This window comes from Cupriavidus sp. IK-TO18, assembly GCF_015549295.1.
Lineage (GTDB): Bacteria > Pseudomonadota > Gammaproteobacteria > Burkholderiales > Burkholderiaceae > Cupriavidus > Cupriavidus oxalaticus_A.
This window is the reverse complement of record NZ_JADGMP010000019.1, coordinates 43,277-55,613: the sequence shown is the minus strand read 5'-3', so window position 1 is coordinate 55,613 and position 12,337 is coordinate 43,277. Positions and strand designations below refer to the sequence as shown.

Annotated in this window: 13 protein-coding genes; all 13 read left to right on the top strand. The window is 62.8% G+C overall.

Features of this window, described 5'->3' with window-relative positions:
- The first annotated feature begins 37 nt into the window (after nt 1-37).
- Nucleotides 38-247: a hypothetical protein gene (locus IPF36_RS16630; RefSeq protein ID WP_041688732.1), complete on the top strand. Its 210-nt coding sequence runs from the start codon at nt 38-40 to the stop codon at nt 245-247.
- Between the two features lie 84 nt (nt 248-331).
- Nucleotides 332-814: a hypothetical protein gene (locus IPF36_RS16625; RefSeq protein WP_195428941.1), complete on the top strand. Its 483-nt coding sequence runs from the start codon at nt 332-334 to the stop codon at nt 812-814.
- 116 nt (nt 815-930) lie between these two features.
- Nucleotides 931-1,716 carry a hypothetical protein gene (locus IPF36_RS16620; protein ID WP_195428939.1) on the top strand — a complete coding sequence of 262 codons (786 nt, stop codon included), beginning with the start codon at nt 931-933 and terminating at the stop codon, nt 1,714-1,716.
- Nucleotides 1,717-1,778: 62 nt separating this feature from the next.
- Nucleotides 1,779-2,486: a hypothetical protein gene (locus IPF36_RS16615; protein ID WP_195428937.1), complete on the top strand. Its 708-nt coding sequence runs from the start codon at nt 1,779-1,781 to the stop codon at nt 2,484-2,486.
- A gap of 35 nt (nt 2,487-2,521) precedes the next feature.
- Complete coding sequence (locus IPF36_RS16610; protein ID WP_368671160.1) at nt 2,522-5,674, top strand: SNF2-related protein; 3,153 nt, start codon at nt 2,522-2,524, stop codon at nt 5,672-5,674.
- Nucleotides 5,671-5,922, top strand: a complete 252-nt coding sequence (locus IPF36_RS16605) for a hypothetical protein (protein WP_195428935.1) — start codon at nt 5,671-5,673, stop codon at nt 5,920-5,922. The genes IPF36_RS16610 and IPF36_RS16605 overlap by 4 nt, the downstream gene beginning before the upstream one ends.
- 429 nt (nt 5,923-6,351) lie before the next feature.
- Nucleotides 6,352-8,034 carry a PRTRC system ParB family protein gene (locus tag IPF36_RS16600; RefSeq protein ID WP_195428934.1) on the top strand — a complete coding sequence of 561 codons (1,683 nt, stop codon included), beginning with the start codon at nt 6,352-6,354 and terminating at the stop codon, nt 8,032-8,034.
- A gap of 71 nt (nt 8,035-8,105) precedes the next feature.
- Nucleotides 8,106-8,561, top strand: a complete 456-nt coding sequence (locus tag IPF36_RS16595) for a PRTRC system protein E (RefSeq protein WP_195428932.1) — start codon at nt 8,106-8,108, stop codon at nt 8,559-8,561.
- A 10-nt stretch (nt 8,562-8,571) separates the two neighbouring features.
- The gene (locus IPF36_RS16590) at nt 8,572-8,796 is read left to right on the top strand and encodes a PRTRC system protein C (protein ID WP_195428930.1); all 225 of its coding nucleotides are present in this window, start codon (nt 8,572-8,574) and stop codon (nt 8,794-8,796) included.
- Between the two features lie 90 nt (nt 8,797-8,886).
- Entirely contained in the window at nt 8,887-10,026 is a 1,140-nt protein-coding gene (locus IPF36_RS16585) for a PRTRC system protein F (protein ID WP_195428928.1), read from the top strand.
- A gap of 9 nt (nt 10,027-10,035) precedes the next feature.
- Nucleotides 10,036-10,761: a PRTRC system protein B gene (locus tag IPF36_RS16580; RefSeq protein WP_195428926.1), complete on the top strand. Its 726-nt coding sequence runs from the start codon at nt 10,036-10,038 to the stop codon at nt 10,759-10,761.
- The gene (locus IPF36_RS16575) at nt 10,758-11,399 is read left to right on the top strand and encodes a PRTRC system protein A (RefSeq protein WP_195428924.1); all 642 of its coding nucleotides are present in this window, start codon (nt 10,758-10,760) and stop codon (nt 11,397-11,399) included. Before IPF36_RS16580 ends, IPF36_RS16575 begins: the two co-directional genes overlap by 4 nt.
- Nucleotides 11,396-12,199: a PRTRC system ThiF family protein gene (locus tag IPF36_RS16570; RefSeq protein WP_195428922.1), complete on the top strand. Its 804-nt coding sequence runs from the start codon at nt 11,396-11,398 to the stop codon at nt 12,197-12,199. Before IPF36_RS16575 ends, IPF36_RS16570 begins: the two co-directional genes overlap by 4 nt.
- The last annotated feature ends 138 nt before the right edge of the window (nt 12,200-12,337 follow it).

Here is a 12,337-nt window from a genome sequence, read left to right as displayed (position 1 = left end):
TTCCCAATGGGGAAGGCCCCGTTTTCGGAGCCTTCTCATGCGTATTTCTTCCCGTATCAGCACGCTGGCTGTTCTCGCGACCGTCATCAATCTGTTCGCGGCGCTGTACTTCCTTGTGACCACTGGTGACGATCGCCTTGCTGCCATGCAGCTGCACCTCGTTGCCGAAATCGAGTTCCTGGTTCTCATCAGCTGGCTTCTCGCGAAGCTGCTGCATCTGGATCAGAAGCCTGCCACTGCGGGCTGACCGTCCTGGTCAGCCGCCAATCCACTACCCACCGGGGAACGCTCCCCGGTGGGGCGTTTCCCAAGTTCCATCCAAGGAAACGCCATGTTCCAGAAATTCCTCGAAATCGAAGTCGGTCCCGCACCGTGGGATGAAGAATGCGCGCAGCTCGGCAGCGATGACTATGCCAAGCGCTCTCCAATGGAGTGCGCGGTGTACATCCGCCAACTGGGCCGGATCTTCGGCGTGCACGCGCCGGAAGTGCTGTCATTCGTGCGCAGGAGCTTCCCCCACGATTTCGGCCGCTATCACGAAGTGGTGGCCTGCATGAATGCGGCAGGCCATGCGCTGTTCGACGAATCGCGCTTGCCCGCCCAGTGGGATCACGTCGCCCGGGCCGAGCTGGCCTGGCTGTGTTTGAGCGATCGCTACCGCCGTTTGCTGCGGGATGGCGAGTGCGAGATGCAGGACGTGCCAGCGCTGTACCGCCTCGGGTCGGTTCCGGATTTTCCGGATCATCCGGTTGCGCACTGGCTGGCGCTGGGTCTCGTGCCGATGCCTACCGGCCCGGCGCTGGCGTTCCACTGATCCAGCCTTAGGGTAGAGGAGATCGGCGACTCGGCCGGTCAGCCTGCTGCCCCTTTTTGAAACCTTCGGGAGACCTCCCGTCGGGTGGTCTCCCATGCCCTTCTTGAGAGACCACTATGTACAAGGAAATTATTGAGCAGTTCATCGCCGCCCAGAAGGCAGCCCACGCCGCGTATGCCGCGGCCGCAGCTTTCGAGCGCGAGACCGTCGCCGCGATCCCTGACCACTATCGCTCGGTCGAGCTTCGCAGTGAATACCGTACAGCGCAAGAGCTGGAGAAGTTCTGCCGCTCGGTCGCCAGCGGCGTCGTCAATCGCGCCCGGCGCGAGTTCGCCCCACAGGGAGCGCGTCTCGATATTGCCCACGAGGACGAGTACAAGCGCGCTGGGCTGGATATCGACGCGGCCCTGCGGGTCGGGAAGATCCCAGACATCGACGGGCTGTGGGCATCGATGGCCCGCCGCTACGGTGGGCATGGCGGGACCGAGCTGGCCTACCAACAGGCCGCCCAGCGGATCATTTCCGGCTTCGGCCTCAACCGCAAGCGCGAAGTCAAGCGCACCGCCTCGGCGGTGGTCCTGCGCAAGCACGTCACCTCCGAGGCCTGCTATCGGCGGACGGCGCGCAAGGTGGGCTACTACAGCTACCAGAGCACGGCAGACTGCCTGTCTGGCCTTGCCACCTTTGCCGCCAAGGCGGGTCACCAGTTGCTGGCTGGCGGGCTCAGTCAAATCAACGTGTACGACGTTGAGTACAACTACCGCGAAAAGCTCAGCTACCCCGGTCTGGACATCGTGTTCTTTAAGGACGCCTGGGAATTCAAGTTCTCTCACCATGTCGCAGACGAGTTGATGCTATTCCTCGGCGAGTACGGCGAGGCGTTCATGCAGGAAGCCGCGTAGGTCCCATGTAAACTTTTACTAGTGGCGCCTACGGGCGCCTCGTCCTATCGGAGTCGAAGTACATGTACAACTCACGCATTGAGGCATTCCGTGCAGGGGAGACACTTGCCGGAGCCCAAGCTCTTGCACCAGCGTCGGCCGAACTCAAGCGGTTCTGCCGCAAACAGGTTGCCGAGCTCATCCAGCGAGCAGGCGTCGAGTTTGGCATCGAAGGTGCCCCCATCGCCATCGACGAAACACGCCTGCCCATCGACGGCTATCCCAACATCTGGGAGGCCATCCGGGCCGGTGTCGTGCCGGATCTGGATCGCTTCTGGAACCTGCTGCGCGAGACGTACGAGACGGACGGGCCGGCGAAAGCCGAGCGGCAGACGGCGGCCACGCTCGTTCGTGCCTTCGGCCTGGCCAGCAGTTCGGCCGTGCGGCGCTCCACCGCCTTCGTTCGGCTCAAGCTCATTGCCATCTCGGAGACGGTCAGCGATGCCTCGCGGCCTTCGCGCCAACTGCATTTCGGCTCGTTGGAGCCCGTTACGCAGGCATTCGCCGCACTCGCGGTCTTTGCGCGTCGCAATGGCCACGCCGTTCTGGCGAGCTGCCTCGCGCAGTTCCATCCCGCCGATGTGTTTGAGTCGCAGCAGCGGCGCACCTTCCCAGGTCTCGACGTCATCCAGTACAACGAGTATTGGGAGTTGCGCTTCGCCACGCCAGTCGCTGACACGCTGCTAGCGTTCGTCCAGCGGCACGCCGGCATATCACCTCAGTCCGCATAGCCGACCACGGCTTGCATCCCCTTAACGCCCCGTCAGTGACTTTCACCGACGGGGCTTTTGCTTTTCCGGAACCCATTATGTCTACTTGGTATGCGCCCTTGCGGGCGATTGTCAGTCTTGGCTCTCAGGCCGAGAAGATCGCCAACATGGGCGAAATCCACGCTGCCCGCCAGCGGCATCTGTCGCAGTTCTTCACCCCCGATGCCATTGCCCGCCTGATGTGGGGCGCGGTGGCCAACTGGCAGCCCAACCGGAAGGTGTCGATCCTCGACAACTCGGTCGGCTCGGCACGACTGCTGCAGTTTGCGGACCCGGGCACGCACACTCTGTATGGCGTGGATGTGCACCAACCCACGATTGAGGCGGTGCAGCTTGCCGTCGAGGCGGCTGGCTTTGACGGCAGTTTCCGGCACGCCGGCATGGAGGAAATCCATCCGACACGCTTCGATGTCGCCCTCATTAACCCGCCGTTCTCAATCCACCTCGAATCGCCGCATCTGGAGCCCTACGACTGCACCACCTGGGGCCGTTTCGGGGCCAACACCAGCGCCCTGAGTCATGAATATGCGCTCTCACAGGCACTCGATGCGGCACAGATCGTGGTGGCACTGCTGCCCACGACCTTTGTCGACAAGTTCGCCGGCCGGCTCATCGCTCACGGCGAGCCGTTTAGCGATGCCTCAAGGCGCGTGGTGGGCGTCTTCGACCTGCCATCGAGCGCCTTCCGGGAGGAAGGGGCAGAGGTGCGCACCTCCATTGCGGTGTTCGCGCGCTACCGGTTGCGAGCCAGGGATTTCGTGCGGCAAACCGTGTCGGATCTGACCCAACCGCTGCCCACGCTGGAGCTGCAGGCCGAAGATCGTCTCTATGGCGAACCGCGGCTAGGCCACCAGTTGCTGGACGACGAAGGGCCGGCCATCACGCGTCCTGTGACCTCGCAGAAACGGGTACGCATCTCGCATGACGGCCGCCGCATCGTGCTTGGATTCGACTGCGGGTTCGTCGAGGCGATGGTGCTCAACCGCGTGCTGGAGCGCCGCATCGTGTCGCTGGAAGGCCAGCGCCTGCCGCGTGGCTTTCGCTACGCAGGCACGGGCCGGCTGGATTTGGAGGCCTACCTGGTCCAGCCCGATCCGATCGGGGCATTGGGCGCGCTCGTGGGCATGGTGAAAGCCGCCGGCGGTGAGCCGGAGTTTGCGCCAGGCTTCCTCGAGCATTTCCGCCAGCGTCTGCGACGCAGCAGGCGCCAGGCCTTGCCCTTGCGCCATGCGGCCTGGACCACCGGCGTAGGCGCTGCCGATACCATCATCGGCACGGCGACGAAAACGCATCTGGTCGATTCGTCGGTTTGGGGCGGCCCGGTCATCAAGGCTGGCCAGGCGATACGCTTCGATCGGCAGGCCGACGGCCGCTACCAGTATCAAGTACGCGACAAGGGTTACGTCGTTTCGTTGGACGAGATCACCACCCGCTACAGCGTCGAGAAATCGGCGCAGGCATGGGAAGTCGTCCACGAGGGCCTTGCCAGGCGCTACCCGGAGCAGGCCGAGCGGCTGCGCAAGCGGCTGTTGGCGCTGGGCATCGACCGCTGGCTGGACTGGGGATTCCAACAGGAGGACCTGGTCGAGTTGCTGCTCAAGCCCAATGGTGCGGTGGCGGCGTGGGAACAGGGCTGCGGCAAGTCCCGTCTCGCGGCGGGCCTGATCCTGCTGTCCGGCGTCAAGCACGGCCTGATCGTTGTCGAGGCACGCCTGATTGCCGAGATGCGCGCCGAGCTGGAGCAAGTCATGCCAGCATCGGACGTGCACGTGATCCAGTCGCCTGAGGACCTGCTGCAGCTTGGCCGCCTCAACCTAATTCCCTATGAGCGCCTGCGCATGCCCGTCGACCGGCAGGCCTCGCGCCGTGTCACCTACGCGCACCGGCTGCGCCGTCGCATCGGCCTGCTGGTGGCCGATGAAGGGGAGCGACTGTCCAACCCGGCCAGCGACCAGAGCCGCGCGCTCTGGCAGCTATCGGCGAAGCGGCGCTACATCCTGACCGGCAGCCCGATTGCCAACTACCCGCGCGATATCTTCGGATTGATCGCCTTTACGGGCGGTGACGGCACGGCGGCCCAGCCGTATGGCTACCGGCGTGGCTACCTGGAAGCTAACTGGCTCGCCTCGGTGCAGCACGCCGAGCGCGGCATCGACCGTTTCCGCAGCGACTTCGTGGTGCTGGAGTGGGTCACCTGGGAATTCGCCGAAAGCCTGCAGGATGGGGCCAAGCGCGAAGTGCCCAAGATCGGCAACCTGCCGCGGTACCGGCAGATGCTGGCGCCGCATGTGAAGCGGCGGTTGGTGTGCGAGCCCGATGTAGCCCGCTATATCCGCATCGAACCTCCGGCGGTCGAGGTCGTGGAGACGGACTGGGATCCCGCGCATTTGTCGCTCTATCTGCGGACGGCCGACGAGTTCGCCCAGTGGTACCGGGACGTGAGAAAGGTAGAGGGGAAGTCCAACAACCTGATCGCGATCCTGGCCCGCATCCGTGCCGTGCACTTCGCCGCCAACTATCCGCAGCATGGGGTGGAGGGTGTCGGAGCGCTGGGGCAGTTGACCAGCAAGCAGCGCGCGGTGATCGAGCGGTTGGAAGCCATCGCAGGCGAGGGCAAGCAGGCCATTCTGTTTGCCGAGAACCCGGGCGTTATCAACCTCATCGCCAACCAGTTGAAGGCAAAGACGGTAGAGACGGTGCCTTTTCACGGGGGCATTCCGATTGCGAAGCGCGTGGCTGACAAGGACAAGCGATTCGTCGGCGGTACTGCCACGGGGCTGTTGTGCACCAAGGCGTCGGGCCGGGCTGGTTACAACCTGCCCAATGCCGACTATGTCCTCTTCTATGACCGCTCGTGGACGTGGCGCATCGAATACCAGGCGATGCGGCGCGCGCTGCGGTGGAACCGAAAGGGGCAGTTGAAGGTGGTGTACTTCCATCTACCGGGAAGTCTCGATATCTACCAGGACCAGATGGTGGCGCACAAGCGTGACGCCATGGAGGCGGGCCTGGACTGGGCGACACCTGAACTGGAGGACGAGGCGTTCCTGCACATGGACACGCTGTTGGATGAATTTGTTGACGATCTCGCCAAGCTCCACGGCCGCAAGGCCCGGGATCAACGTGACCTGCTAAAGGAGGCAGCATGAACGCAATCGAGTGCAGCATCAGCATTGGCGATGGGGTGGCAACGATCAAGCGGCGCGGCACGCGCGGCACTACCGTTGCCCACATCCTTGGCACCGTCGAGGCGGACGGGTTGGAAGTCGTCTGCCTGGACCGCCTTGTTCACGGCATTTTCGAGGACGAGATGGATGGCTGGCACGTTAGTGGCGCCGTGACCAGCGTGCTGGCCAGGCCGATTGGACCCATTCCGGCGAAAAGCAGTCGAAATTGACGAACTTTCGGGTGATGGTTCGGGCTCGAACCACTTTATGATCAGTTCCGTAGCGCGCCCCGCTACGGAATTGCCTCTTAGATGTACCCGTTCCCTCAGGCCCTGCTCGTCAGGGCCATTTTTTTGCACGCGAATTCTGTGGCCGTAGCCCGGATCGAGGCGGTGTCCGGGAAATGCTCCAGGGCTTAGCACCACATCGCCGCATCGCATGCGCAGCCATCTTGGCCATCAAATCTTGCTCGTCGAGACGAAATTCGAGTATCCTCACACCACACTTCGCGTCCCAGACGCATCGACCCCGCACCTTTTGGTGCCAGCTTCTGCAGTATGGTGGTCGCCGGCATAGCCTGGCAGTCCATCCTTCCACCCCATCGGGAACCACGTTCCCGGTGCGGCAACGGGTTCCCATTCCGTCTCGGAGAACCCAAAATGCAAAACCCCACCGTTGTCATTGGCAAGATCCGTCCTGGCCGTAACCCGCGCAAGTACTTCGATCCTGTCCAGATGGCTGAACTGACCGAATCCATTCGCGTGGACGGTATCCTTCAGCCGATTCTGATCCGTCCCGTTGAGGACGATGAGAATGGACATGAGTATGAAGTGGTTGCCGGTGAACGCCGCTATCGCGCCGCGCTGGCCGCGCATGGCGATGGATACCATATCCCTGTCACGCTCAAGGTGATCACCGACGCCGAGGCTGACCGCATGGCGTTGATTGAAAACGTGCAGCGTGCCGACATGGCGCCTTCCGAGGAGGCCGTGGCAGCATCGAAGATCGTGGGCCAGCTGAAGGGCGATCGCGACGAAGCGGCCCGACTCCTTGGCTGGTCGCGCTCGACGCTGGACAAGCGCCTGGCGCTCATGAACTGCAGCGAATCGGTCTTGAACGCGCTCAACACGCGTGTTATCCAGCTCGGCCACGCCGAATTGCTCGCGACGCTCGCCAAGGCCACGCAGGACAAGCTCCTGCCGGTCATCGTGAGTGAGAAGAAGTCCGTGTCCGAGTTGAAGAAGACCATCGAGGCTGCCGCGTGCAGCCTGGAGAAGGCCATCTTCGACAAGGCTCAGTGCACAACCTGCCAGCACAACTCCTCGTTGCAGACGGAGATGTTCAGCGAGGCAATTGCTACGGGCAACTGCACCAACCGTGCCTGCTATACCGAGAAGACCGACCGCAAGCTCGAAAGCATCAGCTATGGGCTCAAGGACGAGTACCAGGTCATTCGCGTCATACGCCCCGGCGACAACCACACCCGCATCCAGCTTCAGGTCGACGGCCCGACTGGGGTGGGGGAGGAGCAAGCCAAGGCGTGCCACGGTTGCGAGAACTTCGGTGCCGCCGTCAGCGGCCTGCCCGATTCACTGGGTAAGGTCTACAGTGGTCAGTGCTTCGACACCGTCTGCAACCAGCGGAAGGTGGCGGCACGCCTGAAGGCGGAGCGCGACGCGAAAGCGGCGGCACAAAAGCCTGCAGGCGGCGCGGCCGGTTCCGGCAAGCCCGCGACTGCGAAGGGCGGGGACAAGTCTTCGGCGCCAGCCGAGAAGCTTGTCACGTCGATCAGCGAGTCGGAGAAGGTCAAGAACTACCGGACCGATCTCTGGCGCAAGGCGCTGCGCAAGGAAGTCGCGCAAAACGCCGAGCAGGCCAATGCCTATCTGATCTCGATCGCCCTCAATGGCCTCGCACGCAACATCGGCGGGGACAAGATGGGCAAGTTCTTCGAGAAGCTGACGGAGCAGAAGGCGTCATCGACGCTGCAAGGCTGCCTGACGGCGGTGCATGCCCTGGACGCTGGCAAGCGCCAGCAGCTGACCGTGGCGTTGACTGTCGCGGCAATCGACGGCATGGAGGTACCGAACCTCAAGGAACTGTGCCGCTACCACAAGCTGGATCTCCGCGCGCACTGGAACTTGCAGAAGTCGCAGGACTTCCTGGAGATGCTCACCAAGTCCGAGATGAAGGTTCTCGCGGACGAACTGGGCATTCGCAAGGCGTTGGGCGATAGCTTTGCCAAGCTGTTCAACAAGCCGAAACCCGAAGTCATTGCCGGCCTGCTGGCTGTCGATGGCTTTGACTACACCGGCAAGGTGCCCAAGGTCCTGGGCTACTGATCCCTTTCTCTCTGCCTTAACGCCGGGCGCCATCCGGCGCCCTGCATCCCATTTCCCCAAAAGGATTCACCATGTTTACTGAATTGGTTCCGCTCGTCCGTGCGAGCGACAAGGTCGTTGTTACGCTGTCCATGCAGGGCGATGTCATGTCCGTGGTCGTGCTGCCAGTCATCAAGAATGCCGCGGATGCCGCGCTGACATCGCCTCTGGTGCTGTCGGCAACGCCTGCGGAACTGGATGCTGAGTTCGCGGCGGCCGTCCTGAGCGTGAGCGAGTCGCATCGCTCGCTGGCAGAGCAGGCCGAGGCAACGAAGTCGATTCTCGATGCCGCCAAGTCCACGCAATCGTCCAAGGCGACGAAGGCGCTGGCCAAGGCCGCATCGCCATCGGCGTCGGAAACGGCAAGCGGGTCGGACGATGATAACGAAGCAGGCGATGCCGAAGCTGGTGATGCCGCACAGACCGAGGCGGACGCGAAGGTGAGTGCGCCGTCCTCGGTCGGCACGGATCTGGCGTCCCTGCTCTAAGGAGACCGACATGGCACTCGAAATCAAGAAGTTGCTTCGTCAGTTCTCCTACAACGGCATGGCCCTTGTGGACCCTGGTCCGGCGTTCACGCCAGAGCAGGTGCGCGACATCTATTCGGCCCAGTATCCCGAGCTGACCACCGCTTCGGTGGATGGTCCGGAGGTCAAGGGCGAGGTCGCGAGCTTCACCTTCGTCCGCGCCGCCGGCGCCAAGGGCGCGCATGCGCAAATCTGACCTGATGAAGGCACTGGCCACCGGCCAGTTTGCTACCACCACGGAGCCGCCCGAAAGGGCGGTTTTTTTACATTCTGAGGAGAATCAACAATGCTGTTCGATCCTCGGTCGTTTGTTCCAGATCTCGATGCTGGACAACCCTCATGGACGCCTGCGCGACAGCATCCCATTGCCCGACGTCGACCTGCCCATGATTTTCTGACGCTGCCGGCCATCCCTGCTGGGGTTCCGAATAGCGCGCTGCTCACCTTCGGGGATGAGGTCGATGTGATGGACCTTGTCCGTGCACAGTTCGCCACCGGCGTACTGCGTGCGAGCGATGTGTCGAACCCAACGGGCGCAGGCGATGCGTTCGCGCAGGCCATGTTTGCGTGGCTATGCGCCCGCACGCCGGAGTGCAAGCGACTGAGCTTCGGTTTCTCACTGATCGACATTGGCGCTGCTAAGGACCAGTTGATGCAATTCGGCTGGGAAGACGAGATTGAGGCGCCGCTGTATCTCGCCATCGACATGCCCGGCGACGACGTCTACTTCATCGGCGAAGCGCGCGCGAGTGCGCTGCGAGCGGTGCATCCGCACCTGCTCTACACCGCGATGTCGCTGATCAACACCGCAAGCGCGAAGTCACTCTTTTTACGAACGCCTGAAACCCTGCTCGACCTGTTCGCGCGGTGGCACTGGGAGTACGACAGCACCCTTGCCGACGACAAGAACGCCCGGGAATTCCTTGCAGAAAGTTGTGGCATGGATGAAGGCGACATCGAGCGATACTTGCCGTCTGTCGTCAGGCCGGAGCTCGCACCGGATGACGTATTGCCACCGGCCTGCCAGGGCTATCCCGCGTCGTGCAAGTTGCGAGCATTCGGTAGCCGGAAGCTCTATGAACTGTCTCGTGCCCACAAGGGCTGGGTTAAGGATCTGTGTATCGCACTGGCCGAACTGAACCTAACCCTGAAGAGGCAAGGCGATAGGTCGGCCGTTGCAGGGTCCCAGTGGGCAGAGCCGGCATATTCCGCGGCCACGCTTGCCTATAGCCGGTCCGACTACGTCACGCAGGTACTTGACGATCTCTACGACGGCCTCAACTGCAGCGGCGATGCAACGCTGTTCCAATGTTTCATTCCCATTGCGGACGAGCCCAAGGCGATCCGGCAACAGTTCCAGGATCTGGACGGCATGCTGAAGACCATCTCGGCGCTCGATCGGGTTCTCACACTCATTTCTGACTAGGAGGGCCACATGGCCGAAATCCTGACCGCTACGCGGTCGCACGACGTGGCCCTGCAAGGGGCCATTTTGCTTTATGGGCAGGGGCCAGGGCAGTTCTCCTACGCCACGGCCCATCGCATCGAGCCGGATGGCTCGGGGCGTCCCGTCATTGGCGCCGGCACGCCGTTGAACCGTATGGCTTTGATCCACGCAGTCCGTGAAGTGGCAGAGGCCTCGCTCCCCAAGGGCGAGTTCCTCACACCGAACGTCCTGTCGATCAGCCCCAGCGCGGTGACCTGGTGGTGTCCGGCCGCACAGCGACGCGTGTTCTTCAACTGCAATGAGTTCGGTAAGCGCAGTACGGTCGTGCCACACCCCGCCCTGGTGTTCCAGGCATCGCAGTCCGGTTTCCGGGTCTTCGCCCTGAGAGGGGACGAGCGCCCGGTACCGGGCAGCGACCTTTGCGAGCCGCCTTACTTCAACACCTGGGACCACGGGAAGATCTGCATCGGCTCAGCCCATGTGCCCAAGCAGATTGACGTGGCATCCATTGCAGGCTGGGAAGCCGGATTCTTCAACTCGGCCTTCACCCATCCCAACCATGGCGGCAAGCGCGTGACATACGAGCGCGGCGCCTATGCCTTCTGGAAGGACATGCTTGACGGGCAGTTTTCCGACTACCCGAAGCAAGTCCTCGTTCCCATGAAACTCAAGCTGGCGGATCTGATCGCCGGCAAACTGGACAAAGCATCATGAATCCTGCTGACGCTGCCCTGCAGCAATCGTTTCCTTCTGTAATGGTGCCACGCTTCGGAGCGCTCGCACCCATGGAGCGGCCCGGTGAGCGCCTGCTCATTGCGGCCAACGGTGTGTTCCTTGAGATCGTCCGGCCCTGCCTGCGCGTCGTCCGCCACCTCGGCGCTTTCCAACATCGCACGGCCATTCCATATGGCGAGGCGGCGGAAGCCACCGAGCTACGCTGCGGCCGCATTCCAGCGAGCCTGATCGGTGAGTTCGCCATGATGGCGCGCGCGGCACACCCCAAGGAAACGGGCGGGTGGCTGGTTTGGAATGCTGCCACCGCGGCGTTCCGGCTGGTGTCCGTGCGGATTTTGGAGCATAGCGGTGGTCATCTGAAGTACGACCGCCCCGCGCTTGCGAATGGCGAGGTGCTGGTGGTCGACTGCCATTCGCACGGCCGTCATACCGCGAAATTCTCGCCGACGGACAATGACGACGACCGCCACGACGTGAAGTTTGCGTTCGTGATGGGAAACTGCGATGCGGCTACGCCGTCAATGGCGCTGCGGCTCTGCGCCAAGGGCATTTTCGAGAACGTGGAGAAGGTCCCTGCCGACTGGTACGCCGCGGCGCGCGAGGAGGTGCTGGCATGACCTTCGAGCATCGCATTCCGGCGAGCATGACGACCCGAGCATGGAAGGTGGTAGTCGTCGGTGCCGGCGGCACCGGCAGCGCCTTGCTACCCAATCTGGCGCGACTGCATCACGCCATGCTGGAGTTGGGCCACCCGGGCGGCATCGATTGCACCGTCTACGATGACGATACCGTCAGCGAGACCAATATCGGTCGTCAGGGCTTCTACCCCGTTGATGTGGGCCAGCACAAGGCAACGCTGATTGTGAACCGGCTGAACAACCTGATGGGGACGCGCTGGGAAGCGCAGACGCGTCGGATTGGCAGCGGCGATCGCTTCGTCTGCGACATGGTGATTGGCTGCGTCGATACGCGGGCCGCCCGCAAGGCAATCCTTGGAGCAATGAAGCGTGGCACAGGTGGCTACTATCTTGACTGCGGCAACGAGTCGGACAGTGGCCAGGTGATTCTCGGCCAGGTGCGAGGCAAGGCGGCTCAGCGCTTGCCCCATGTGGGCGACCTGTTCCCCGAGCTGCTGAACCCGAAAGGGGACAAGGCCGACACTGCGCCGTCCTGCTCGATGGCCGAGGCGCTGCAAAAGCAATCGCTGGTCATCAATCAGGCGATCGCGGTGCAGGCCTACAACCTGCTCTGGACGCTGTTTCGCACGGGCACGTTGAAGTTCTGCGGCGCGTTCGTGAATCTGGCGGTGGGGCGTACGAATCCGCTGCCGGTAGACCCACAGGCCTGGGCGCGATTCGGGTATCACCTGCCCGAACCGAAGCAGCGCGCGAGCTGCGCCTCTCGCCCTGCCGCTTGAACCCGCCATCCCCGAAGTATGGAGATCGCATTTTTCTTTTTTTGGGGCTCATGGCAGCGGCGCTACTTAGCTTTCGGCTCCCACCTATCATCGACCCACCGGGGGCACGGCCCGGGTGGCCGTCCTCCTGACAAATTG